At 57.5% G+C, this 23,210-nt stretch carries 25 protein-coding genes; 8 read left to right on the top strand and 17 right to left on the bottom strand.

The genetic code is table 11. The features are described from left to right. Positions 1 to 11: 11 nt before the first annotated feature. Complete coding sequence (locus tag HGO38_RS28770; protein ID WP_035227094.1) at positions 12 to 311, bottom strand: transcriptional repressor TraM; 300 nt, start codon at positions 309 to 311, stop codon at positions 12 to 14. A gap of 555 nt (positions 312 to 866) precedes the next feature. Between HGO38_RS28770 and HGO38_RS28765 the strand changes: the two genes are divergently transcribed. Further along, positions 867 to 1,586, top strand: coding sequence for a helix-turn-helix transcriptional regulator (locus HGO38_RS28765; protein WP_284739598.1), 720 nt, complete (start codon positions 867 to 869; stop codon positions 1,584 to 1,586). Between the two features lie 118 nt (positions 1,587 to 1,704). Next, a complete protein-coding gene (locus HGO38_RS28760) occupies positions 1,705 to 2,367 on the top strand; it encodes an acyl-homoserine-lactone synthase (RefSeq protein ID WP_250959218.1) in 663 nt (220 codons plus the stop codon). A gap of 40 nt (positions 2,368 to 2,407) precedes the next feature. On the opposite strand, the gene trbI is transcribed toward HGO38_RS28760, so the two are convergent. Genes trbI through trbB form a run of 11 tightly spaced genes read right to left on the bottom strand, consistent with a single transcriptional unit; the run spans position 2,408 to position 11,930 of the window. Further along, positions 2,408 to 3,703: an IncP-type conjugal transfer protein TrbI gene (gene trbI / locus HGO38_RS28755; protein WP_250959217.1), complete on the bottom strand. Its 1,296-nt coding sequence runs from the start codon at positions 3,701 to 3,703 to the stop codon at positions 2,408 to 2,410. Between the two features lie 12 nt (positions 3,704 to 3,715). Beyond that, the gene (trbH, locus tag HGO38_RS28750) at positions 3,716 to 4,159 is read right to left on the bottom strand and encodes a conjugal transfer protein TrbH (protein ID WP_156629870.1); all 444 of its coding nucleotides are present in this window, start codon (positions 4,157 to 4,159) and stop codon (positions 3,716 to 3,718) included. 3 nt (positions 4,160 to 4,162) lie between these two features. Further along, the gene (gene trbG, locus HGO38_RS28745) at positions 4,163 to 4,993 is read right to left on the bottom strand and encodes a P-type conjugative transfer protein TrbG (protein WP_156629869.1); all 831 of its coding nucleotides are present in this window, start codon (positions 4,991 to 4,993) and stop codon (positions 4,163 to 4,165) included. Positions 4,994 to 5,008: 15 nt separating this feature from the next. Continuing rightward, on the bottom strand, positions 5,009 to 5,671 hold the full coding sequence (locus HGO38_RS28740; RefSeq protein WP_024897945.1) for a conjugal transfer protein TrbF: 663 nt from the start codon (positions 5,669 to 5,671) through the stop codon (positions 5,009 to 5,011). Positions 5,672 to 5,692: 21 nt separating this feature from the next. Next, complete coding sequence (trbL, locus tag HGO38_RS28735; RefSeq protein WP_250959216.1) at positions 5,693 to 6,874, bottom strand: P-type conjugative transfer protein TrbL; 1,182 nt, start codon at positions 6,872 to 6,874, stop codon at positions 5,693 to 5,695. 4 nt (positions 6,875 to 6,878) lie between these two features. Continuing rightward, positions 6,879 to 7,055 (bottom strand): entry exclusion protein TrbK, encoded by a 177-nt coding sequence (gene trbK / locus HGO38_RS28730; RefSeq protein WP_024897947.1) that lies wholly within the window; start codon positions 7,053 to 7,055, stop codon positions 6,879 to 6,881. Then, entirely contained in the window at positions 7,049 to 7,852 is an 804-nt protein-coding gene (gene trbJ / locus HGO38_RS28725; protein WP_250959215.1) for a P-type conjugative transfer protein TrbJ, read from the bottom strand. The genes trbK and trbJ overlap by 7 nt, the downstream gene beginning before the upstream one ends. Then, a complete protein-coding gene (locus HGO38_RS28720) occupies positions 7,845 to 10,280 on the bottom strand; it encodes a conjugal transfer protein TrbE (RefSeq protein ID WP_250959226.1) in 2,436 nt (811 codons plus the stop codon). Before HGO38_RS28720 ends, trbJ begins: the two co-directional genes overlap by 8 nt. A gap of 10 nt (positions 10,281 to 10,290) precedes the next feature. Beyond that, positions 10,291 to 10,590 (bottom strand): conjugal transfer protein TrbD, encoded by a 300-nt coding sequence (locus tag HGO38_RS28715; RefSeq protein WP_015647762.1) that lies wholly within the window; start codon positions 10,588 to 10,590, stop codon positions 10,291 to 10,293. Continuing rightward, positions 10,583 to 10,975, bottom strand: a complete 393-nt coding sequence (locus tag HGO38_RS28710; RefSeq protein ID WP_156629866.1) for a TrbC/VirB2 family protein — start codon at positions 10,973 to 10,975, stop codon at positions 10,583 to 10,585. Before HGO38_RS28710 ends, HGO38_RS28715 begins: the two co-directional genes overlap by 8 nt. Next, the gene (gene trbB, locus HGO38_RS28705; RefSeq protein ID WP_156629865.1) at positions 10,965 to 11,930 is read right to left on the bottom strand and encodes a P-type conjugative transfer ATPase TrbB; all 966 of its coding nucleotides are present in this window, start codon (positions 11,928 to 11,930) and stop codon (positions 10,965 to 10,967) included. Before trbB ends, HGO38_RS28710 begins: the two co-directional genes overlap by 11 nt. 367 nt (positions 11,931 to 12,297) lie before the next feature. Between trbB and repA the strand changes: the two genes are divergently transcribed. The 5 genes from repA (at position 12,298) to HGO38_RS28680 (ending at position 17,993) form a co-directional block, all read left to right on the top strand. Then, complete coding sequence (repA, locus tag HGO38_RS28700) at positions 12,298 to 13,494, top strand: plasmid partitioning protein RepA (protein WP_250959214.1); 1,197 nt, start codon at positions 12,298 to 12,300, stop codon at positions 13,492 to 13,494. Positions 13,495 to 13,617: 123 nt separating this feature from the next. Continuing rightward, entirely contained in the window at positions 13,618 to 14,577 is a 960-nt protein-coding gene (repB, locus tag HGO38_RS28695) for a plasmid partitioning protein RepB (RefSeq protein ID WP_156629864.1), read from the top strand. 175 nt (positions 14,578 to 14,752) lie between these two features. Next, on the top strand, positions 14,753 to 15,970 hold the full coding sequence (gene repC / locus HGO38_RS28690) for a plasmid replication protein RepC (RefSeq protein WP_156629863.1): 1,218 nt from the start codon (positions 14,753 to 14,755) through the stop codon (positions 15,968 to 15,970). A 344-nt stretch (positions 15,971 to 16,314) separates the two neighbouring features. Further along, the gene (locus HGO38_RS28685; protein WP_250959213.1) at positions 16,315 to 16,671 is read left to right on the top strand and encodes a hypothetical protein; all 357 of its coding nucleotides are present in this window, start codon (positions 16,315 to 16,317) and stop codon (positions 16,669 to 16,671) included. A gap of 314 nt (positions 16,672 to 16,985) precedes the next feature. Continuing rightward, positions 16,986 to 17,993: a serine hydrolase domain-containing protein gene (locus HGO38_RS28680; RefSeq protein WP_156629861.1), complete on the top strand. Its 1,008-nt coding sequence runs from the start codon at positions 16,986 to 16,988 to the stop codon at positions 17,991 to 17,993. Positions 17,994 to 18,120: 127 nt separating this feature from the next. Here the strand turns inward: HGO38_RS28680 and HGO38_RS28675 are convergent, their stop codons facing one another. From HGO38_RS28675 to HGO38_RS28660, 4 genes are all read right to left on the bottom strand, one after another. Continuing rightward, complete coding sequence (locus HGO38_RS28675) at positions 18,121 to 19,263, bottom strand: tyrosine-type recombinase/integrase (protein ID WP_156629860.1); 1,143 nt, start codon at positions 19,261 to 19,263, stop codon at positions 18,121 to 18,123. Further along, positions 19,253 to 19,669, bottom strand: a complete 417-nt coding sequence (locus tag HGO38_RS28670; RefSeq protein WP_156629859.1) for a type II toxin-antitoxin system VapC family toxin — start codon at positions 19,667 to 19,669, stop codon at positions 19,253 to 19,255. Before HGO38_RS28670 ends, HGO38_RS28675 begins: the two co-directional genes overlap by 11 nt. Beyond that, positions 19,669 to 19,908, bottom strand: coding sequence for a type II toxin-antitoxin system Phd/YefM family antitoxin (locus HGO38_RS28665; protein WP_156629858.1), 240 nt, complete (start codon positions 19,906 to 19,908; stop codon positions 19,669 to 19,671). The genes HGO38_RS28670 and HGO38_RS28665 overlap by 1 nt, the downstream gene beginning before the upstream one ends. Positions 19,909 to 20,117: 209 nt before the next feature. Continuing rightward, entirely contained in the window at positions 20,118 to 21,221 is a 1,104-nt protein-coding gene (locus HGO38_RS28660; RefSeq protein ID WP_250959212.1) for a helix-turn-helix transcriptional regulator, read from the bottom strand. Between the two features lie 238 nt (positions 21,222 to 21,459). Between HGO38_RS28660 and HGO38_RS28655 the strand changes: the two genes are divergently transcribed. Continuing rightward, positions 21,460 to 21,792 (top strand): hypothetical protein, encoded by a 333-nt coding sequence (locus HGO38_RS28655; RefSeq protein WP_250959211.1) that lies wholly within the window; start codon positions 21,460 to 21,462, stop codon positions 21,790 to 21,792. A 174-nt stretch (positions 21,793 to 21,966) separates the two neighbouring features. On the opposite strand, the gene HGO38_RS28650 is transcribed toward HGO38_RS28655, so the two are convergent. Next, positions 21,967 to 23,100, bottom strand: coding sequence for a site-specific integrase (locus HGO38_RS28650; protein ID WP_250959210.1), 1,134 nt, complete (start codon positions 23,098 to 23,100; stop codon positions 21,967 to 21,969). Positions 23,101 to 23,210: the final 110 nt, after the last annotated feature.

Here is a 23,210-nt window from a genome sequence, read left to right as displayed (position 1 = left end):
GATCTGGCGGGTCAGGCCTTGGGCGTATAGCCTAGAATGTGCAGCAGGGTGGTCAGCACCGACATTTGCGCGTGCATCCTGATGGTTGCTTCGAGATAGGCAATATGGGTATCGCCAACAAGCTCCTTACCGGCTTTAACGTCAGCCGGCAGTTCATTGAACAGATTTTCTGCCCGCTCCAATAGATCCCGATGTTCGCGGATTGCATCGATCGTGAGACGTTCGACGAGCGGTGACGGAAGCCCATGCAGGAGGCCTACCAGCGGCTTCAGATCGACTGCCTCGCCATTCAATCGGTCGTCGGCGTCCATGTTCAACTCCCAAAACAGGAATGCGCGGTGCGCCCCCGCATAGTTCCTGACCCCTGGCGATCGGGGAGTTAGTAACCGAGCATGCGCCGGCCCATAGACCTTTAGTTCCGAGGAACCTGGACATACGTCCATGGCTCCCCGACCATAGGTCGAGGAATTCGGCGCCCTAACGGCGGACGCCAAACCGGCATGCGTCGGGTTACTAAGCCCGGAGGCAGCGCGTACTGCCTCACCAGCGCTTATAGCGACCTAACCTCATCCGCGCCACCGCAGATTTGTTGGCGTCCGAGGTCGGCTCGCGGCCAGCGATTGAAGAAGGAGCCTAGAGTCGCTGTCGTTTTGGTGTCCAAACTGAAACGAAGGATCGTCCAATCGTCGAACTAAATTAACCTCCGCATAGCAATGCCTATCCTCGCCGGGAAGTTGCGTTTGAACCAAGAAAGCAATCAGGTTACGGCACAATCCCATGAAGTTCTGCATCGCTGCCGAACTCCTTTGGCTAATCATTCGATCTCTAAGGCCGATTGTCAGGCCGCAGTGCTTAGGAAGCGTATATTGACAGGACCACTCGCCGATTTTTCTGACGTCAAGGAGCGCCTTGCAAAGGCGGGCGCGGTGACCGAAGCACTCCATTTGATACAGTCGGTTTATCGCGTCGATTTCATAACCTACCATCTTACTTCGACCGTGATCGGTGATTTCGACGCTCCGTTCGTGCGCACGACCTACCCGGATGCGTGGGTATCCACCTATCTGTTGAAGGGCTATGTCGCCGTCGATCCTGTCGCGCGCGAGGGCTTTCTGCGCCAGCTGCCATTCGATTGGCGAGAACTCGAAGTCGCGCCCGAGATGCTGATGTTTCTGGAAGACGCAACGCGCTATGGTGTCGGCCGCTTTGGCTTTTCCATCCCGATATCGGATAAAGCCGGCCGTCGCGCCATCCTCTCTTTGAATTCGAACGCCACCGCCGAACAATGGGAGGATATGGTCGGTGCGCATCGGAGTGAATGGGTCGATCTCGCGTATCTCGTCCACCAGATGGCAGTGTTCGAGCTACATGGAGCGAGCGATCCGATCCCGGTCTTGAGTCCGCGGGAACGTGAGTGCCTCTACTGGAGCGCGCTCGGCAAGGATTACAAGGATATCGCGCTTATTCTCGGCCTTTCCCATCACACGACCCGCAGCTACATCAAGTCGGCGAGGACAAAACTCGGTTGCGCTACGATCTCGGCGGCGGCCACTCTTGCCCTTAAGCTACGCGTGATCGCGATATGAGCCGATCGCCCGGATACCTCTGGGCAATACCCGCATATGGGTCTGACCATATGCGGGAATATCTGGCTCCTCCGCCAGGCGGCATCTTCCAGCCAGTATCAACAGCTGGAGACAAACCTTGTTCATTCTGGTTCAAGCGCATCAGTACACCCGTTATCAGGCTCTCATGGATCAGGCATTTCGCCTGCGCAAACGTGTGTTTCACGATCAACTCGGTTGGGCCGTGACAATCGATGGTGATTGCGAGCGCGACGAGTACGATGCTCTGCGGCCGGCTTACCTGATGTGGAGCAATGATCGCGCGGATCGCCTTTACGGAACGCTGCGGCTGATGCCAACCACCGGCCCGACGCTTCTTTACGACGTCTTCCGCGACACGTTTGCGGGTGCCAGCCTGATCGCATCCGGAATCTACGAAGGGACGCGAATGTGCCTCGATGAGGAAATACTCTCCGAGGACTTTCCGAACCTGGAAACGGGCAAGGCTTTCGGCATGCTGTTGCTGGCGTTGTGCGAATGCGGATTGTCGCACGGTATCGAGACGCTGGTCTCGAACTACGAGCCGCACCTGGCGCGCGTCTATCGTCGGGCGGGGCTCGCCGTTGAAGAGGTTGGCCGCGCAGACGGCTATGGTCGCTCCCCGGTTTGCTGCGGTGTTTTCGAAGTTTCAGAGGAGGTTCGCATGCGCATGCAGCAGGCGCTCGGAGTCGGGGCTCCCCTCTATGCAGGATATCGGCCGCACAAAAAGGCGGACAGCGAGACCGTGCGCATATCGGCCTGATCCAGGAATTGTCCAAAGGGCGGTTGCGGCAACATGTGCCTCAACCGCCATAATTTCCGGGAAAGACAATATCCTGGTCGACGAGAACGTTGAACTTGTAGCCCGGTCGGATCTGGATGGTGGGCTGAACATTCAGGTTCTTGGAAATCGTCTGCTCCGCGACGCGGCCGAAGGTCTCCGCAAAGTTCCTGCGTGCCGCGTCAGAGGCTGTATCCTGTGTGGCGAGGGTGGAACTCTCCGGAACTGCCATATCGATGCCAGTACCAATCAGTGCAACAAGCGCCGCCGAACCGAAAGTGCGGAAATAGTGATTATTGACCTTATCAGAGAACCCGCCATAGCCCTGCGAGTCCGTTCCAGCCATGCCGCCGATCTGCAGTGTCGAGCCATTCGGGAAGATGACATCCGTCCAGACGACCAGAACGCGGCTTTGGCCAAACGAGACCTTGCTGTCATAGCGGCCGAGTAATTTGGTACCCTGCGGAATGAGAAGAAAATGCCCTGTGGCACTGTCGTAGATGTGCTGGCTCACCTGCGCTGTGATCCGGCCCGGCAAATCGGAAATGATACCGGTAATCATGGTCGCAGGGATGACCGAGCCGCGCTTCAATTCATAGCGCGACTGCTGGGGTACAACCTGGTTCGGCAAGTAGCCGAGATCCTTGATGTCGGCGTTGAAGAAATCTTCCTTCGAAGTCTGTCCATTTGGATCGGCATTCTGCCCCATCAAACCTGATTTCATGGCAGCGGCGTAGAGATCAGAGGCACCGTTATTGGTGGCCGGCTTCCGGTCTGTTGTCCTGGTGTCGTTGGAGATATTTCCCAACTCCGAGATTTTGACCTTCAGCGGCGAATCAAACGCAGTCGCACGGGCCTGAAGGCTGGCCATGCGCTGTCGCTGCTGTTCACGCAGGACTTGTTCGCGCTGCTCGCGGCGAAGTCGGGCCAACCATTCTTCTTCCGACTCCATTCGCGGCCGGCGCTCTTCCCGTGCCTGCTGCTTTATCTGCTCTTCTTCAATCGGCTTGGACTCGACATTTGTCTGGGTTGTGGGCGTGGGCTGGAATACGGGCTGCTCTTCGCGATCCCCGATGATGCCGTCTTTTACCCCGCGCTTCATCTGATCAGCGAAGGTCGAGGCCGGAACGTTCGAGCCTGCCTCATCCGGAATTCTGTCGCCGAACCGCAGTCCTCGCGATGAGATGCCGTAGACAAGGACACAGGCGACGACGACTGCGATACCGATGCCAAAAAACACCGGCAGGCGATTGAGCCGTTTCATGCCCTTTTCCTGCGAGGCGCTGCTCGGATTGCCGAGCTGGAGCGACTGGACCATATCTGTCTCTCCTCAGTTTCGCTTCATTAATGAGAGCGGGCTCGCCGGCGTGGCGCCGCCTGATGACACTGAATAGGCACGCCCAAGCTCGAGTGTCTCGCTGGAAAGCCTCACGAGTACCTGTCCGTCAACGTCGATCAACGAATATGCCAGCTCGATCGGCTTGGCGGTGTTCTTCCCGGAGCGTGCCTTGTCATCCGTCACGACAGTGAAACCCCACCCTTTTAACGCGGCCTCGAGCGCCGTCGAGAACTCCGATGCGTCGCTGTGAAGCCTGATCGGCGTGGCGGTTGACCCTGCCTGCTCGGCATAACGTCCAGCTATGTCGCCAGCGATCGCGCTTGCGGCGGGGCCGGTTACCGTCGAAGGCGCGGCACTCGTCGTGAGCCCGTCAGTCCCGGTCTGGCAACCAGAGAGAAGAACGGCAGCGACGAAAGGAAGAATGCTTAAGCGCATCGGTCAGCCTCCTTTCCTGATGGTAATTTTCTGCTGACGCCAGCCGACGCCCGAAACAAGGACAGCCTTGTCGATATTGTAATCGACGATCATCATGTCGTTCTTCATCCGGTAGTTTACGATCCGGTTTTGCCCGCCAGAAACTACGAAGAGGACCGGCGCATCCTGACCGGAGAGCGTTCGCGGAAACTGTATGTAGGTCTTCTGCCCATCCGAATAGACGCGCTTCGGCTTCCAGGGCGCGCTGCCGCTTAGCGAATAGGCGAAGGCAAGTTGCTCTGGCGGCACGCCGCCGTCGGAATTGGTCATCGTCTGAATGCGAGCGTTGATGTCGGACAATCTTGTCGCGGCCTCTTCCGGATACTCGAAGCCGACGCGGGCCATGTACTGGTTCGGGTGCGATTTGAGCTGGATATGATAGGTGCGTCTTGAGGTCGTCACGACCATCGATGTGACCAGACCCGCCTCCGACGGTTTGACGATCAGGTGAATTGCCTGTCCGCCCGCAGCACCGGATGTGGCCGGCTCGACCTTCCAGCGTACCGTGTCGCCGACAAGAACGTCGCGGACAATCTCCCCACCCTGAAGCTCGATGTCGCAGACCTGTAAAGGTGAGCAGACGACAGAAGGCTGCGTCTCACCGAACAGGAAGATGACTTTTCCGTCGGCCCCAGTTGTCACCAGTCCCCGCTGCCCACGCCAATTGTTGGAGAGGGTGGTTCCTTTCGCCTCATTCGTCGTCAGGCTCTGGGCAAAGCCCGATGTCGTCGCCGTGATCAAAAGCGCAAGTGCAGTCATGCAGCAAAGCGCTGCCCGATTTAACCTTGTATTCATTGAAGTCCCCTGCCCTTACAGTTGCGCGGTCCAGTCGAAGTCCTTGACGTAGAGGCCGATGGGATTGAGCCGGATGGTCGCCTCGTCCTGGGGCGGGGTGATCGCCACCGTGGCTATGCCGCGAAATCGGCGTGTCGCGATTTCCTTGCCCTTGCGGTCCCGTTCGTACTCAGTCCAGTCGATCTGATAGGTCTGGTTCGACAGCGCGACGATGTTGTTCACCTCGATGGCGACGGTCGCATTCACGGCCTTTTCGAATGGCGAGTTGCCGCGGAACCAGGCATTGACCTTCTGGGTCGAAGGATCGCTTGTTCTCAGAAGAGCATAGGTCCTGTCGATGTATTGTTTCTGGACGACGGCATCCGGCGTGATCGAGCGGAAACTGGTTATAAAGCCGCCGAGCGTTGCCCGGATGACCCGGGCATCAGCATATTCGATCTGCTGCGGAAACCCTGCCGAAACAGTGTTCCCGAGCTTGTCGACCTCGACGATGTAGGGAACAAGCTTCACTTGCGTGCTCAGATACAACGAATAACCGAAAGCCATCACCGCCATGCCGAGGCTCAAGATGCCGACCATCCGCCATGCGGAGGCCGCCCTCACGTAAGAGCCGTATCGTTCCGACCATTCCTGCCTTGCGGCCAGATACGGGTTCTCCGGGGCGCGTTGCGCTGCCATATTGTTTTCCCTGTCTTAAATTTACGATTTGTCCTGCCGCTCCGGCGGCTGACCGGGCGAGGCTCCCTTGCCACGAGCCTGGTCGAGCTTCGCGTTCGCCAGGCCAAGGATGGAGCCGGCATAGGCCCCGGGCGACCCGATCGCCTTCTCCTTGGCTGCGGATCCTGCCGCTTGTGCTCCGGAACCAAAGCTTGCGCCAATCCCGCGAAGAGTAGCGCCGGCGGTCGAAGACCCCGCGGCCCGTGCCGATTGTGCTGCGGCATATCCTGCCCCCGCAGCGCCAGCCGCAAGAAAGGCGGCGCCGGCAGCGAACGACGCAGCCTGGCCGCCATGACGAATGGTCTCCATGCCGCCAGTGACGGACGCTCCCTGAACGACGCCTTGGACAATGTTCGGCACATACATCGCGATGATGAACACCACGACGGCGATGCCGGCGATCGCAAGTGCGGTCTGAAATTGATCACCGATATTCGGTTCGTTGGCGAGCCCGATTAGTACCTCGGAACCAATGCGGGAGATCATGACGAGCGCCATCAGTTTCATGCCAACCGAAAACGCGTAAACCAGATATCGAACAGCAAAGTCCTTGGTGAACGACGAGCCGCCAAGCCCAAGCATGATCATCCCGGCGAGAAGTCCAAGATACATCTCGACCATGACGGAGACAAAGATTGCTGCGACGAGAGAAAATGCGATCACCGTCACGACCATTGCAAATGCGGCCGATATCGCCAGTGCATTATCCTCGAAAAGCCCGAATTGCACTTTGGCTGACATCTTCGTTGCTACCGTCAGCCCGGCATTGAAGACGTCTGCAGGTGAGGCCGTACCTCCACCGGCGCCGATCTGAAAAAGACTGTCCACCACGGCTTTGGCGAATGTCGGTCCTTGCGTCAGCACGAAGGCAAAGAATCCCACAAACAGGATCCGCCTGACGAGCTCGGCGAACCAGCTGTCCAGTGATGCGGCCTGCAATGCCAACCAAACAGCAGCAATTCCGATTTCAATAGTGGCGAGAATCCAGAAGAGAGATTTCGCTGCGTCCATCACGGTGGTCTCCCACCCTTTGGCCGCAGTTGTAATCTGGGTCTGAAGAGAAGTTAGAACAGAGCCTTCCTGTGCAAGAGCCGGCTGAGCAATCACGACAGGTAGTGTGACAAGTAGCAGAGCGACCCGAAGTTCGCTGTTGGAAATTGTCATCGGTTCACCATTCGACCTTCATCTTCTCTCCGCCAGAAGTCGGGTAGGTCTTCGACGAGCCGAAAAACGTTGCGCGTCGGTTCTGCGCGCCCTGTTTCTCGGAAATCAAGAACCATAGACCGGCACTGCCAATGGCGAGCGACGTTGCGATTGCGATCAAGATTAGCTTCGTTCTCACCATTCCACCTTCATCTTCTCGCCGCCGGAGGTGGACGGTGCTGCGCCGCCGAAGAATTCCTTCCGTCTTGCCTGCGCGAGATCCTTGTCGGTTTGCTCGCTTTGCAGCCACGTCCCCATCATCGTCATCTGCTGGGAGACGAGACCACGCAGCTTCTGCATTTGCGCAACCTGCTGCGCCGCAATTTCGTGGCCGACCTGGAGAGCTTTCATTTGACCATCGGCCGATTCCGACATGTTTCGGAGCGAGTCCATCGTGTCCTCCTCGCTGTCGAACTGGTCAGCCGTCAGGCTTGCAGCCTTGAGCGTGCTGGCGATGGTGTCGCGGTTGGTATCTGACCAACGGGCATAGTTCGAGGATAGGTCCGTCCCGTTGGCGGCGGCAGTCTGAAGATCAGCATAGGATTGAAAGCGCTGTTTCAGCACATCATCTGCGCTCCCCATCGAGAAAGAGATGCTCTGTCCCTGATCGACGATACTGCGGAGCTGATTGAGGTCGCTCTCCACCTGCCCCCAGATATGATCGGGCAGCTGCGCCGTGTTTTGCAGCATGTTTTCGTAGATGTTCAGCTGGTTTTGGATCTGCTCGGCCAACTGACTGATCTGTGTCAGCTGATTGTCGACTTGCAGGCCGGAGCTTTTAAGAAGGTCGACGAGCTGTGCATTGTTGGCAAGCTGTGTCCACTCGGTTGCAGCGCCCGTCGCTGAGCCAGCAAATGCTGGTGTGGAAGCGCCGGTTACAAACGCTGCAATGACAACGGTCGCTGATTTTCTTCTGAGCGATAGGATATGGTCAAGCATAGCGATTGATCCCTCTTTCATTGAGCCATTGGGTCGGCCAGTCTTTGCCGTAAGTTGAGAGAAGTTCCCGGATCCGAGCGAGGTCGGCTTTGCCGGAAGCACCGACGAAGGAGAGGGTGAGCGGCCCCAGCGCCATATCGAAAAGGCGGCGTCCGTCCGGCGACGTCACGTAATATTCCCGCTTTGGAATAGCGGCTGCGACGATTTCGATTTGGCGAGGATTAAAGCCGATGCGCTCATAGAATTCTCGTGTCCCGGACTCGCGGGCAGCCCCATTCGGGAGGCAGATCTTGGTTGGGCAGGATTCCTTCAGGACATCGATGATGCCCGAGCGCTCTGCGTCCGAAATTGACTGAGTGGCGAGAACGACGGCGCAGTTTGCCTTTCGCAGCACCTTCAGCCACTCGCGGATTTTGTCGCGGAAAACCGGGTGGCCGAGCATCAGCCAAGCCTCATCGAGAATGATGAGGCTTGGTGCCCCCGTGAGCCGCTTTTCGATCCTGCGAAACAGATAGGTCAGCACGGGGACGAGATTTCGCTCGCCCATGTTCATCAGTTGCTCGATCTCGAAGCACTGGAATTGACCGAGGGTCAGCGAATCCTGTTCAGCGTCGAGAAGCTGGCCCATGGGGCCGTCAACAGTATAGTGGTGCAGCGCGTCCTTGATCTCCCGCATCTGCACGCCACTCACAAAATCCGACAGCGACCGGCCTGGAGCCCCCGCCATCAAACCGATCTGCCGAGATATGGCGTTTCGGTGGTCCGGGTTGACCGTGACACCCTGCAGGGAGACGAGTGTTTCGATCCATTCGCAAGCCCAGGCGCGGTCGGCATCGGTCGAGAGGTCGGAGAGAGGGCAAAAGGCAAGCCTAGCCCCCTCCCCTGCCTCGCCGCCGATTTCATAATGATTGCCATCCACGGCCAGCGCCAGCGGCAGGATGGAGTTGCCTTTGTCGAAGGCGAAAACCTGCGCACCCCGATACCGGCGAAATTGCGCTGCGATGAGCGCCAGAAGCGTTGACTTGCCGGAACCGGTTGGACCGAAGATAAGCGTATGGCCGACATCGTCCACGTGAAGATTCAGTCGGAACGGTGACGATCCAGAGGCCACCTGTGTCAGTGGCGGCGCGTCGGGTGGATAGAATGGGCACGGCGCCAGTGGACTGCCCGACCAGACGGAATTGAGGGGAATGAGGTCGGCAAGGTTGCGGGTGTTTATCAGCGGTTCCCGGATGTTGCAGTACCAGTTACCCGGTAAACTCCCGAGAAACGCGTCAGTTGCGTTCAACGTCTCGATCCGCGCGCCGAACCCTTCAGCCTGGATCAACCGTCGAACGGACTCGGCTTTATCGGCAAGCTTTTCTCTGCTTTCGTCGAATAGGATGATCACCGGCGTGTAATAGCCATAAGCGACCAGCTGCGAAGAAGCCTCGGCGATCGCGTCTTCAGTTTCCGCGACCATGGCCATTGCGTCCTGGTCAACCGATCGGCTGTGCGTCTGGAAGAGTTGGTCGAAGAACGGCCGTACCTTTTGCTGCCATTTCTTGCGGGTGCGCTCCAACCGCTGCTTTGCTTCCTCAGCATCCAGAAAGATAAAGCGCGACGACCAGCGATAGGTGAGCGGCAAGAGATCGAGGCTATTCAAGATGCCTGGCCAGCTCTCGGCCGGCAAACCGTCGATCGCAATCACGCTGAGGAACCGGTTTTCAACCTTCGGGGTAAGGCCGTGCTCCAGCTCCGCAGTCGCTAGCCAATCCAAATACATGGGAATTTCAGGTAGGCGGACCGGGTGATTTTCACCGGTGATGCAGAACCGGATGAACTGGAACAGCTCATCGTAGCGGGCAATACGGGCGCCACCGCGTTCCGGTACCTCACGCGTTCGCATACGCTCGATCGAGATGACGTTGCCGAGGTACTGCTCGATCTCTCGTGTGGAGCGCCTGAAACTGTCGAGCACCGTGTCGGCATAGGTCGCCGTCCGGCTTTCAGTGTCCGAGTAGATGTACCGCGTGACGCCAGATCGTCGGCGCTCGGGAGGGCGATATGTCAGGACGAGTGCATGCCGGCTCTCGAAATGCCCGCGCTCTTGTTCAAAGTGCTTGCGCCGCTCATCATCGATCATGCGAGTGACAGCATCTGGAAAATGACTGCGCTCCGCAGAAGGATAGTCAGTCGTTGGAATGCGCACTGCCTCGACCTGGATCATCCAGCCGGAACCTAGCCGTGAAAGTATCGTATTGATCTGACGGGACAGTTCGTTGCGCTCGAAATCCGTGGCGCTCTCGGAGTCAGGGCCGGCAAAATACCATCCCGCCATGAGACTTCCGTCCTTGAGAAGAATGATCCCATTGTCGACCAGTCCGGCATAGGGCACGAGATCGGCGAACGACGGTGCAGACGGGCGAAGGGAACGCAAAGCGACCATCATTGCACCTCTAAAAACGCCGCCACGGCGAAGACGTGGGCAGGTAGTGATGCCGGTAGCGCAAATGCCGCACGTAGACATGACGCATGAGGGGATCGGATTTTGCCATCATGCGCAGTGCGCCGACGATCACGAACCAGATGGCGATGCCGAACAGCGCTGAATACAGGGTGAGCACGACGAAGATCAGGATGATCGCCACCAGCCCTGTGACAAGCAGGAGCTCCCGGTCTGCCCCCATCAGCAGGTTCGGTCGTGAAAGAGCGCGGTGAATGCGATTGCGTTGGAGAGCGGAATGCGGCTCACCCATTGGCCCCCTCCCCTCTTGCAACGGACATAGGCTGGGAAACGGTCCCTGGCAAACTTGTGGCAGCAATGCCGATCGATGCTCCGGTCGCACCGAACAGGCCTACGATTGTCGTGGCTCCCAGTAGGATACCGGCGACCAGTACGATGTAGACGAGGCGTCGCGCGAAATCGTTGAGTTCGCCGCCGAAGATCAGCATTCCGCCGGCGATCGCCATGGCGGCCAACGCGATCGCTCCGGCAACCGGCCCCGTGATGGACTCCTGGATCTGTTCAAGCGGCCCTTCCCAGGGAAGACTTCCACCGGAACTGGCAAGGGCTGGCGCTGCGAGTGCCACGCAAAACAGCGCAGCGAGCATTCCGAGGCGAAATGAGCGATTATGCGGCATGAATGTCCTCATCAATTTGAGCGTAGTGTTCGGTCTGGTACCTGCTACCGCTGAAGCCCTCCACATTGATGACCTCTCGTACCCGTCTCCCCCTCCCCGCGCGCTCGATCGAGATGACAAGATCAACGGCCTCGCCGATCACAGCCTGCATCGGTTGCTGACTGACTTCGGCTGTCAGTTGCTCCAGGCGACGCAAGGCAGACATGGCGGTATTGGAGTGGACGGTGGTGACGCCACCGGGATGGCCGGTATTCCAGGCTTTCAGCAGCGTCAGTGCGGCGCCGTCGCGGACTTCGCCAACGATGATGCGGTCAGGACGGAGGCGCATGGTGCTCTTGAGCAACCGCGCCATATCGATCGTGTCACTGGTATGCAGGCACACCGCATTCTCTGCCGCACACCGTATTTCCGCGGTATCTTCAAGAATGACCATGCGGTCATCCGGTGCTGAAGCTATGATTTCAGCGATCACCGCATTGGCGAGGGTCGTTTTGCCTGAGCCCGTACCTCCTGCAATCACGATGTTTAGCCGGTTCGCGATAGCGCTCCTGATCACTGTCGCTTGTGCCTCTGTCATCACTTTGTCAGCGATATAGTCGTCGAGTGGGATCAGCCTGGAGGCTCTGCGCCGGATCGTGAACGTTGGGGACGCGACAACCGGGGGCAGCAACCCTTCAAAGCGGTGCCCCCCAATGGGAAGTTCGCCCGAAATAATCGGCCGCTCATCGTCCGCCTCAGATTGAATAGCGTGTGCGACCGTGCCGATGATGGTTTCGGCTGCTGTCGCGGCCATTTCACCCGCAGGCGCAATACCCTGCCCTAACCGCTCGATGAAAACCCTTCCATCGGGGTTGAGCATGATTTCCACGACACTGGGGTCGTCAAGGGCGACACAAAGGCGGTCGCCAAGTGCTTCCTGAAGCTTGCGCACTAGGCGGGAATGCGACTGAAGCATTTGTGGCTTTCTCCTCGCTGATTGGTTCGCGAGCGAAAAGAGCTGCACGACGCTGTGATGTCCACGTACAAATTTGTGGGTCGCGACCGGCAAGTGATTCCGTCAGATTGGTCTCGATTCGGTTGGTCGGCCGGTTTCTAAGCGTCTATGGCCACCATTGAGCCACAGGAAAGATCATCGAGGACGGCCAATACATTACGGGGTAAATTGCGGGAATCTAAGGATTAAACGAGTTTTCGGTCCGAGGTCCGGGCCACGTTAACCTTTTGTTAACTTTAAAAATCTTGCAAATCGGGCGGGAATGAGGTGTCGTATCGACGGCAAAAAGGTGTTTGTACGAAATTTACCGTGTGTACGAGAGGACGTCGTGGAAAATCCCGCTCAGCTTCAGAAGGCTATCCATAAACTGATAGCGGCGCACGCGCGAGATCTCTCGGGCGCGCTTCACGAACATCGTGTGAAACTCTATCCGCCCGAGGCTAGAAAGACGCTTCGATCATTTTCATCGACAGAGGCTGCGAAGCTCATCGGCGTGAATGATGGTTACCTCCGACATCTATCCATCGAGGGCAAAGGACCACAGCCGGAAATCGGCAACAACAATCGTCGTTCATATTCCGTCGAGACCATCCAAGCGCTCCGCGAATATCTCGACGAAAACGGCAAAGGTGACCGGCGGTACTCACCGCGTCGCAGCGGACGTGAGCACCTCCAAGTCATAACGGCGGTAAACTTCAAGGGTGGCAGCGGGAAGACCACGACGGCAGCCCATCTTGCTCAGTACCTCGCCCTCAATGGATATCGCGTTCTTGCGATCGATCTTGATCCGCAGGCCAGCATGTCGGCCCTACACGGGTTCCAGCCCGAGTTTGATGTTAAAGACAACGAGACGCTTTACGGCGCAGTCCGATACGATGGAGAGCGTCGCCCGATGAAGGACGTCATCAAGAAGACGTACTTTACAAACCTTGATCTTGTTCCGGGCAATCTTGAGCTGATGGAGTTCGAGCATGATACTGCCAAGGTTCTCGGCTCAAACGATCGCAAGGACATCTTTTTTACGCGCATGGATGACGCGATCGCCTCTGTGGCAGATGACTACGACGTCGTCGTCGTAGACTGCCCTCCCCAACTAGGCTTTTTGACGATCTCGGCCCTTTGCGCTGCGACAGCGGTTCTTGTCACAGTCCACCCCCAGATGCTCGACGTGATGTCGATGTGCCAGTTTCTGCTGATGACCTCCGAACTTCTGAGTGTCGTCGCGGATGCCGGCGGCAGCATGCACTACGATTGGATGCGTTACCTCGTCACGCGCTATGAGCCAGGCGATGGGCCGCAGAATCAGATGGTGTCGTTTATGCGCACGATGTTCGGCGACCATGTCCTGAATCATCCGATGCTCAAGAGCACCGCGATTTCAGACGCCGGGATCACGAAGCAGACGCTCTACGAAGTGAGCCGCGAACAGTTTACAAGAGCTACCTACGACAGGGCAATGGAATCTCTCGATAACGTGAACAGTGAGATAGAGCAGCTGATTCAATCGTCGTGGGGCCGCAAATGACGGTTCGGGCGAGTACCGTAGATTCTTCATTTAACGGAAAGTTGCCAGCCGGAAACTTTTCGGATCGGGCGCGTTTTTTGCGTGACCAATCATCGGTCTACAAATGCGCCAAGGGGGAAAATGATGGCTAGAAAACATCTCCTTTCGGACTTGAAGATGCCTACGTCGGCAGCAGCAAGCGGAGACGAGGCTAAGGGTTCTGACTTCCCTCCTCCCCAATACGCTCCGAGGGGTGCTATCGGCGCAGTGTCGCGCTCCATCGAAGCGCTGAAATCACAGGGCCTCACAGAGATTGATCCGGACTTGATCGACGCACCGTCGGTAACGGACCGTCTCGACGAAGATGGATCTCAGTTCGAAGAGTTTGCTCGCAACATTCGAGAGAATGGGCAGCAGGTTCCAATTCTTGTCCGTCCCCATCCGACGACTGAGGGGCGATATCAAATAGCCTATGGCCGTAGGCGCTTGCGAGCGGTCAAAGCGGCCGGTCTCAAGATCAAAGCTGCCGTCAGAAATTTGACGGATGACGAGCTTGTGCTGGCTCAGGGGCAGGAAAACAGTGCGCGCCAAGATCTCTCTTTCATAGAGCGGGCGCTCTATGCCGCTCAGCTTGAAGCAAGTGGGTACCAACGCCCTGTTATTATGGCCGCGCTTGCTGTCGATAAAAGCAATCTTTCGCGATTGATCCAGGCAGCGACCCAATTGCCGGCCGACATCATTCGTCTGATTGGCGCGGCCCCGAAGACCGGCCGTGATCGCTGGTATGAGCTTTCTTCGCGACTTGCGGTAGACGGAGCAGCAGAGAAAGCGCGTGTCTTACTTACGGATGCCGCGATCAGTTCTTTGGCCTCAGACGAGCGTTTCGCCCGCTTGTTCGAAGCAGTCGCGCCAAAGAAGACCAAGAAAGAAAGAGTTCAGGCAGAGGTTTGGCAAGCCGACGATGGCGTCAAGGCTGCGAGCTTCCGCGATGATAGACGAACACTGACATTGATGATCGACAAAAAGGCGGCGCCGGAATTCGGCGAGTACCTCATGTCGGCTCTCCCCGAGATCTACGCTTCATTCAAGAAGTCGAAGCAGTAGGTGAATCGCAACGAAGAAAGGTGCCGATAGAGCAAAGAAAAAGCCCTCCGAAACGGTGTTCCAGAAGGCCTCTCTCAGTTTGGTCGCTTAGAGAATCGCACTTCCTGGAATCACAGTCAAGAGTCAACGCCACACCGGCGTAGCCTTTTCTTTGCCTTGTGAGAGGTAAAAGGACATGGAAACAGGTTATATCACGACGCCTTTTGGGCGGCGGCCGATGACGCTTGCCTTGGTGAAGCGCCAGATTAGGACAGAGCAAACCGTAACGAAAGGCTCCGTCGACAAGTGGCGGGTCTTCCGCGATGTAGGTGACGCCCGGGCGCTTCTCGGCCTTCAGGACAGGGCTCTTGCAGTATTGAATGCCCTTTTGTCATTCTTTCCATCCAATGAGTTGAACAGCGAGAAAAACCTCATCGTCTTTCCCTCCAACGCTCAACTATCTTCTCGTGCGAACGGGATCGCCGGGACAACCTTGCGCAAGTGCCTGGGCGCCCTGGTAGAAGCCGGTATCGTAATCCGCAAAGATAGCCCAAATGGCAAGCGGTACGCGCGAAAGAGCGATGGGGGCAATATTGAGGACGCTTATGGGTTTAGCCTCGCCCCGCTCCTTGCACGTGCCAGTGAGTTCGCAGCTTTGGCCCAAGAGGTTGCAGCTAGACAGCGCCAGTTCCGCATCATGAAAGATCGCCTCACTATCCTTCGGCGAGATGTCCGTAAACTGATTACTGTCGGGTTAGAGGAGGCCTTGCCTGGTGATTGGGTAGCCACCGAGGCATGCTTTGTAGATATCGTCGGGCGGTTTTCGCGGCGACCTACGTTGCAGGATCTAACGTCTAGCCTTGATGAAATGACACTCCTCCACGAGGAGGTCTCTAGGATGTTGGAAACTCAGGAAAATACCTCGAAAACCGACGGCAATGACAACGCATTTGGCTGCCACATACAGAATTCAAATACCGAATCCTGCAATGAATTTGAACCTAGCTTCGAAAAGAAGCAGGGCGATAAACCTGAGAAAGCCAAACGGGTGTTACAGAAAGACGAACCAGAGATGTTCCCGCTATCGATGGTTTTGCGAGCGTGCCCCGAAATCGGTAACTTCGGAAGGGGCGGCTCGATTGGAAGTTGGCGTGAAATGACGGCCGCGGCAGTGACCGTCCGGTCGATGTTGGGCGTTAGTCCATCTGCTTATGAGGACGCGTGTGAAGCGATGGGCCAAGTAGGCGCGGCGATCGCTGTAGCGTGCATTCTTGAACGAGGCGGTCATATCAACTCGGCAGGCGGCTACCTCAGAGATCTGACTGCCAAAGCGCGGCGAGGGGAGTTTTCACTCGGCCCAATGTTGTTCGCACTACTTCGCGCGAATTCGACACCGGGCAGGGCATCGGCTTAAGGCACAGAAAATGCACATTGCCGCCAGAAAAACGAAAAAGTCAGCGCAACTCTGGAAAGTTTCCGGCTGGCAACTTTTGGGGTCCTGGAGCGTAGGCTTTTGAAAATGGCGCCGGTTTGGGCCAATTATTAACGAAATCCTTGCCTCATTCAGCCCTGGAAAAAGTTTGAGCGGAGCTTCACACCGACAGGCCGATTAGAGAGGCGCCGCGAGGTGAAAGCGGGGACCGATCTCCCTCGGCAAAACCGCCACGTATAACGCAGATTAGTTATTACTGGCAGTGATTTACGAGAGGAACGCAATTCCTATAGGGTTGTCGTTCGTCAGTGCAATAGGATGGAAAAGTGATGCATGAAGTCGTGTACAGCACATTGCGTATGGCAACCGGTGGCTATCCGACAGACAAGCTGATTATGACCAAGGACGAGGAAGGCAACCCGATGGTGTTAATGTTTGTCCTCGATGGCGACATGCAGCTATTTCGCGTCTTCTATGATGCCGAAGACGGAATCGAACTCAAAATAGAGCAAATGGACAATCTGCTCCTGTCCCGGCCACAACTGGAGCAGATCGCGAAAATGCGGGTCCTTGCCGACAGCAAGTGGAAACAGCTTCAACGGTTTTGGGTTTCCGACAAGGCTACCTGGGAAGGGTATGAGGATCTTCTTGATACCCCAGATGAGGTTGATTCCAGTGTATAGACGGATCACTGTCGAAAACAGCCTGAAGCACTTCTGTGGCGCCCAGCTCCGGCCACTTTGCACCTACACCGGACATTGTGAACGCCTCTGAACTATGGCTGCTATCGGCCCGTTTGCTGCCAGTTAAAGCGCTTGACGGTTCGCCCGGAGCCCGCCGTTGGTTCAACTCACAGAGGCGGCAGGATTGGAGCCGACTTAGCCCGTTGGTGTTCGCCTTTTCACACACATGGTCCGACATGTGTTGCCTGCCGTATCGGCGCGCCGGAAAGCCGCCATTATTGGATGCACACACTGTGGTTGGAGAGGGAGACGCTATGTTCATTCGACGTTCTACATTGCTGTTTGTCCTCGTTATTCTCGTTGCAGGCACGACCCGAGCCCAGACGTGGGAAAAGGTCGATCCGGTGGCCGCCGGATGGTCCGCGAAGCGGCTCGATGCGGCCCGTCTGCAATCGAAAACACTGAGACCGACAGCGCTGATGATCGTCCAGGACGGGCAGGTGGTCGCCGGGTGGGGCGATATCGCGCGCAAAGTGAATATGGCATCCGTTCGCAAGAGCCTGCTCAGCGCTCTTTTTGGCAGTGCGGTTGCCGAGGGTCGGGTCAAGCTTTCGGCCCGCCTTTCCGAACTTGGCATTGACGACAATACTCCCAGCCTTACGGCCGAGGAAAAAACCGCGACAGTGCGTGATCTGCTCATGTCGCGGTCGGGTATCTACCATCCTGCGGCCCACGAGACTGCTGATATCAAGCGCAAGCGTCCTACACGCGGAAGTCACCCACCCGGGTCGTTCTGGTTTTATAACAACTGGGACTTTAACGTTCTGGGGACGATCTACCGACAACAAACCAGCGAAGATATCTTTGTGAGCTTCGAGAAGCGGATCGCTGGACCGATCGGTATGGAGGATTTCTCGGTCAAGGACGGCCGATACGATTTCGAAAAGCTGTCGCAGCATCCCGCCTATCCTATTCGGCTCAGCGCCCGCGATGCCGCCCGTTTTGGCCAGCTTTTTCTGAATGAAGGGAGGTGGGGCAGCAAACAGGTCATCCCGGCGTCGTGGGTCAGGGAATCGACGACTGCCTACTCATGGGCGAAGCGCATACGGCAGGGCTATGGCTACATGTGGTGGACGCTTCCAGAGGATACTTGGGGTCCAAATGCATTCTACGCTTCCGGCTACGGTGGACAGATCATTGCCGTCGTGCCATCAAAGCGGCTGGTGGTCGTGCAGACCGTAGATCTAAACCAGAACCCGAAGGGGGTTCGCACCAGCGCATTCATTGACCTGCTAAAAGAGATCGCTATCGCTTCACCGTGACGATGTGTAGCCATACACCTTAAACAAGTTGTGACTCAGCTGGTTCTGAGCCGCTTAGTGGTCCATTCGGCTCAAAGCGGACAGCCGGCAACAAACCCTCTGCCTTCACGAAAGAGGGCGACAACTATCATAGAAGCCGTGCGGCGCGGCCTGTTCGCCTGGTCGCGTTGTTGTAATAGCTAGAGGCCTGTTGCACCGAGCGGTGTCGCGACTGCTCCATGGCTTCTGGCAGAGGAACGCCACGATTGGCGGCCTCAGTGAGATATCCGGATCGCAGCCCATGAGCGGAGAACTCCCCAGGCTGGAGCCCGGCGAGCGCCGCCCGCTGCTTGACGATCGCATTGACCGCACTCGGCTCCAGCGCTCGCTTCGAAACGTTTCCCCAGCGATCGATCTTGCGAAAAACGCTCCCCGTCTCGATTCTTCCGGCCGCAAGCCAGGCGTTGAGCGCATCCACGGGCCGGCCCGTCAGATAGACCACCTCATCGTGCTCGGAGCCGGACGTTTTGGTGCGACCCAGATGGATGGAGAGGGAGGGAAGGGGAGGGACACCTTCGACGACGATTGGCGGTTCGACCGTGAACTGCTCTCTTCGCAAGCCAGCAATCTCGCTGCGACGCCGTCCGCCGGAGGCGAACGCCACCATCAGGATTGCCCGGTCGCGAATGTCGCGCAGACTATTGGTGCTGCAGGTCGCGAGCAGCTTTGCCAGGACGTCGCCAGTCACCGCCTTGGCGCTCTTGCGTTTCCTCGGCCGCGGCGTCGCGCGGACAGCGAGGCGTATCGCGGATTTTAGCGAGGAGGAGGAGAAGACGCCGTTCAGGCCGCGCCATTTTGTCAGCGTCGACCAGCTGGCAAGCCGCCGGCGTACGGTGTCGGGTGCATGGGGCCCGGAGGACCGAAGGAAGCGTTGCTCGCGCAGGCTTTGCTCGACATCGGCTGGCATGCCGTGATGAGGATTGATGTCGCGCTGTTCGGGTTGCCAGAGATGGTGGGCGACCAATTTCAGCAGCAGTGCTTCAGGCGCGGGCCAAGGGAGGGATGCGCCGGTCGCGGCGAAAGACCAGGCCTGCAGATAGGCGAGGTCGGAGGTGAGCGCGCGCAGCGTGTTTTCGCCCATCCCCTCATTGACCAGATGGCGCAGCGTCTCGACATCCTGGTCAGTAAGCAGTTCGGCCAGCTCGTCGCGCCGGTCGATCGGCAGCACGGCGGCGATCGTGTCGAGTTGTTTGGCTCGGGCGGAGACGAGAACTGAGCTGTCAGTCGCCATGCGCGTAAGGGCCGAGCACGGTTACCCCCTCTTTCCGGGCGGCGGCGGCAAGTTTGCGGTCGAGTGTGGCCAGGGACACGTTTCTGTTGATGGCCAGGGCAAGATAGGCCGCGTCATAGGCACTTAGGTTATGATTGGCAGCCAGAAGCAGGATCGAACCGTCGCTCCCGATTCCGGCATCATCAAGCGGCAACCGTCGAACCCGCTCCATACCAAGTAGCGCGCCTCCCGAAGCAATCCGTCCACGCCGTTCCGACATGACCAGAATATTGCGGATTTCGAACCAGAACAGTGACGGCGCAGGGCAGGGCTCCGCAATCGAGGCGATAACGGTCTCGGCCGCATCGCTATACTCTTCCGGTAGCAGCCAGGCCGCTACCAGGGATGCATCAATGACGAAGGACATTATCGGCGACCTTCGTCCCGCCAGGACATGATCTCATCGTGAGAAGAGGACTTTGCCCGGCCACGGGCGGCCCGCACTTCGTTAACCAGAAGCTGAAGATCGTTTTCCCTGCGGATCCGGGACAGTTTGGCAATCGGGTCGTTTCCGCGCGAGATGATCACGTCTTCGCCGGCTTCGACCCGGACGAGCAATTCGGACAGATGGGCCTTGGCCTCGGAAACCTTGACGGTGGTACTCATGATGCGCTTCCATATAACGGGTGATTTTGGCCGAGGATAAGGCGGCTGCGGCGGTTGGTCAACCGGTGGATCTACTAACCTCCGATAAGAGGTACTTATCGGGGGTTATGTAGGTGGGCAGAGGCTTCGACGTCGATGCGCCTGATCAAGTGAGATGCCAACAAACAGTGTTTGGAGGAAGGGTGCCACTAGCTCTGCTCATCGAAGCATTATTTCCCGTCATCGTCGCGGTTCTGTGCGATCAAGCCCATAGCGGATACCACGGATACAAAATCCCCTTGTCGATGCAGTCCGGACTTTGCCAGGATTGATTTGACGTGGGATCGGACGGTCTCGAAGCTCGTCCCAAGGTCAACGGCTGTCTCGCGGATAGTGGCGCCCGATACGAGAAGCCTGCCGATCCTCGCTTCGGTCGCCGTGAGATCGAAAAGCCCTTGGATGATCTCGACTGAGGGCGCGGCTCGGCGATTGAGTGGTGTCGCGATGAGAAAAAACGCCGTGCGCAGAAATATGTCCCGCGCCAATCCCTTTACGGGAACAACGTGAATGACTGCCGGAGGGGCGAGGTCTGTGGCCGGGATCGGGAAGGAATGACCATGTTTGAAATGCCCAGCGTTTGCGCGGTCGGCCGAGAGAAAGGTTTCAAAGAAAACGTCAGCCGCCTTGTCCCTGAAGCGCAGTCTATCGCGTCCGGCGATCAGAATCTGGGGCGAGAACGTCTCGAAATTCGCGTTACAGTTCACGACCTTTCCGTCGTCACGGATCATTGCCGCCGGAAGCCCAGCAATTTCCAGCGCCTGAATTGCAGCCTCTATGCGACCAAACTCAAACCGGCTAGCCAGAAGTATCGCTCGCGTCAGATGTGGCAGCAATCTGTCCAGCGTATCAAGGTCATGTTGTTGAACAGGCCCGAGATCCCGGCGCTTCTCGACCGAGAATACAATCGCATCGCCGCTCGGGACCTTGATCTTTGTTCCTGCAGCATACCCAAAACCGCGGATCCAGAGGAAATCGCGATAAATCGACTGCTGAGCCATCCAGTCATTGCTCATATGTTGAGCGTCGCTCATAAAGCCTTGATGGGGAATGTTCAAAAGAGCGTGAGTCCGGGCATTGTCATAGGCCCATCCCTGCTCGAAAAAATCATCGTACAGACGGCGCACGCCATCGCTGGCGATCCAAGGAACTTTTGGATTGCTCGGATTTGCCAGCACCGTTCCTTCCGCGCCGACGCTGACAGCCATTTTGTGAAGGATGTAGGACCAGCGATCAGGGAGAAATGCGGCCTCGTAAATATCATCTTCGATTGACACGGAGGCACTCAAAACGGGAGTAATTTGCCGCAAGTGAACATATTCCCAGAGCTTTATCAAGATCGGCATGTCAGGCGAAAATGATCGTTGTCGTTAAATGTCGACAAGAACGATGAGCTATCGAAGCACGAAGTTGCCGCCCAGACATGGCTGAAGAAGACGGGTTCACCCAATTGGGTGACGGCAGCTTTACAACGTCGCGCTACGCTTCGGCTGCAACTGTTTCACGGGGACGCTCATGCGCACACTTCTAACTGCTTCGATCATCTTCATTACAGCCACGGCATCTTCATTCGCCGCAGAATTCGGTGATCTCGCTGGGACGTACACTGGTAAAACGCCGAAAGGTAACGCCATCGTCATCGGCGTGCCGAAGAGCGGAACGCCGACCTACCGCTTTGCTGGAAAGTCAGTTCGCGTAAGCAGCGCAACGCTCTCCGGAAAAACGATCAGTATGAACGTTGGTCCGAGCGGGCTTGGTCGCGTGGTCATTACCGCCAGTGGCAAAGGCGCCTCATACAAATACACCGACGATAAGGGCGGCACCTCAGCCACCCTCTCAAAGCAGTAGGAATTCCGGCAGTCGGCAACCCGGTTGGTTGGCCGGGTCGTCCCGACTAGCCTTTGAGAGCTCGGTCGTTATGCCGGCGCCATGATACGCGGCTTCATCACTATGGCGACGACAGGTTCCGATCAGGGATCCGCATACTCGTCTGAAGTTGTTGCTGACGGATTGCTGGTTGGGTCACAATCCTGCAGCTTTGGTCAAGTTGACGCGGAACCTGTCACGCCGCCGCTGGTATCGGCGAGTCATCTCGGCAGAAGCGTGACCGAGTTGATTCTGGACATAGCGTTCGTCGACTTCGGCAGAAGAAGCGAGGCCCGCTCTCAACGAATGACCGGAGAACTTAAACGCGCGCTCGATCTCGCTGAGATCACCGCGAACGCCGGCCGCCATCGCGGCCCGCTTCACCAGCCGAGCCACTTCCTTGTCATTCAACCGTTCTGGCCCAACCGCTTTGCCTTGTCCCGTGACCCGACGGAAGAGGGGACCGTGCGCGAGTTTGGCGAACTTGATCCAGGTCTCGATCCCGACGACAGGACAGGTGGCGTCGGATGAGCCGCGACCCACCTCGACCTCTCGCCACCCAGTCTTGCCGCGCAGGGTGATGAGCATGCCCTTGTCGAGGATTTCGATCCAGCCACGACCGTCTTCGGTCTGGTCGGCCTTCAGATCAAGACCGACGATTTCGGAGCGGCGAAGGCCACCGGCAAAGCCGATGAGCAACATGGCGCGGTCGCGCAGGCCGCGCAGAGAGCCGCGATCAAGCGTCTCGATCATGGCGATGATATCTTCGGCCATGACCGCCTCCTTCTGGACGGGTGGCCTGGCATGGCTGTTGCGGATGCCGGCCATAACGGTTGCGATGTGCCGGTCCCTGCGATCGAGGACGAGCCCGCGCTGCGCATAATTCCATGATAAGGAGGAAAGGCGGCGCTCGATCGTGGAAACAGAGTTAGCCTTGGCCCCTCGCTCGGCCGTGCCGGAGGCGCAGGCGGTGATGTAGAGCCCGACGGTTTGCGGGTGTGGCGGGAGGGGAGCCAGATTGGATCGCCGACACCAAGCGGCAAAATGCTTCCAGTCGGCGGCGTACGCTTTGCGCGTGTTGGCGGAACTGGCGGCTTCGACATAGCCGCGAGCCCGATCGGCGAGGCCTGCGAGATGGGCAGGCGTCGACTCCTCAACGACTAGAGAGGGGAGGGGGCTGTCGCTCGACACCTCCGGCGCGGAAGCATCGCGCTCGTCCCCTGTGCTGAGAGGCGACGCTGAGGTCTCATCGACGTGATTTTCGCTGTTTTGCTCGATGATTTGGGCCATTTCTCTATAATGAGCAATATGTCCGATAATGCAACATTATCGGACATAATTCTATAACGACACGGCGTGCGGTTTAAGTCGGTATTTCTGGCTTGAACTGCGCGCCTGGT

The organism is Rhizobium sp. CG5, assembly GCF_023701945.1.
In the GTDB taxonomy this organism is placed as follows: domain Bacteria; phylum Pseudomonadota; class Alphaproteobacteria; order Rhizobiales; family Rhizobiaceae; genus Allorhizobium.
Note: the sequence above shows the minus strand (reverse complement) of the source record. Positions and strands in the feature narration are given on the sequence as shown.

Bases quoted from the DNA above. Each gene is read 5' to 3' on its own strand.
- HGO38_RS28770 (WP_035227094.1), bottom strand. From the start codon at position 311: ATGGACGCCGACGACCGATTGAATGGCGAGGCAGTCGATCTGAAGCCG.
- trbI (WP_250959217.1), bottom strand. From the start codon at position 3,703: ATGGTCCAGTCGCTCCAGCTCGGCAATCCGAGCAGCGCCTCGCAGGAA.
- trbH (WP_156629870.1), bottom strand. From the start codon at position 4,159: ATGCGCTTAAGCATTCTTCCTTTCGTCGCTGCCGTTCTTCTCTCTGGT.
- trbG (WP_156629869.1), bottom strand. From the start codon at position 4,993: ATGAATACAAGGTTAAATCGGGCAGCGCTTTGCTGCATGACTGCACTT.
- HGO38_RS28740 (WP_024897945.1), bottom strand. From the start codon at position 5,671: ATGGCAGCGCAACGCGCCCCGGAGAACCCGTATCTGGCCGCAAGGCAG.
- trbL (WP_250959216.1), bottom strand. From the start codon at position 6,874: ATGACAATTTCCAACAGCGAACTTCGGGTCGCTCTGCTACTTGTCACA.
- trbK (WP_024897947.1), bottom strand. From the start codon at position 7,055: ATGGTGAGAACGAAGCTAATCTTGATCGCAATCGCAACGTCGCTCGCC.
- trbJ (WP_250959215.1), bottom strand. From the start codon at position 7,852: ATGCTTGACCATATCCTATCGCTCAGAAGAAAATCAGCGACCGTTGTC.
- HGO38_RS28720 (WP_250959226.1), bottom strand. From the start codon at position 10,280: ATGGTCGCTTTGCGTTCCCTTCGCCCGTCTGCACCGTCGTTCGCCGAT.
- HGO38_RS28715 (WP_015647762.1), bottom strand. From the start codon at position 10,590: ATGGGTGAGCCGCATTCCGCTCTCCAACGCAATCGCATTCACCGCGCT.
- HGO38_RS28710 (WP_156629866.1), bottom strand. From the start codon at position 10,975: ATGCCGCATAATCGCTCATTTCGCCTCGGAATGCTCGCTGCGCTGTTT.
- trbB (WP_156629865.1), bottom strand. From the start codon at position 11,930: ATGCTTCAGTCGCATTCCCGCCTAGTGCGCAAGCTTCAGGAAGCACTT.
- repB (WP_156629864.1), top strand. From the start codon at position 13,618: ATGGCTAGAAAACATCTCCTTTCGGACTTGAAGATGCCTACGTCGGCA.
- repC (WP_156629863.1), top strand. From the start codon at position 14,753: ATGGAAACAGGTTATATCACGACGCCTTTTGGGCGGCGGCCGATGACG.
- HGO38_RS28680 (WP_156629861.1), top strand. From the start codon at position 16,986: ATGTTCATTCGACGTTCTACATTGCTGTTTGTCCTCGTTATTCTCGTT.
- HGO38_RS28675 (WP_156629860.1), bottom strand. From the start codon at position 19,263: ATGGCGACTGACAGCTCAGTTCTCGTCTCCGCCCGAGCCAAACAACTC.
- HGO38_RS28670 (WP_156629859.1), bottom strand. From the start codon at position 19,669: ATGTCCTTCGTCATTGATGCATCCCTGGTAGCGGCCTGGCTGCTACCG.
- HGO38_RS28665 (WP_156629858.1), bottom strand. From the start codon at position 19,908: ATGAGTACCACCGTCAAGGTTTCCGAGGCCAAGGCCCATCTGTCCGAA.
- HGO38_RS28655 (WP_250959211.1), top strand. From the start codon at position 21,460: ATGCGCACACTTCTAACTGCTTCGATCATCTTCATTACAGCCACGGCA.
- HGO38_RS28650 (WP_250959210.1), bottom strand. From the start codon at position 23,100: ATGGCCCAAATCATCGAGCAAAACAGCGAAAATCACGTCGATGAGACC.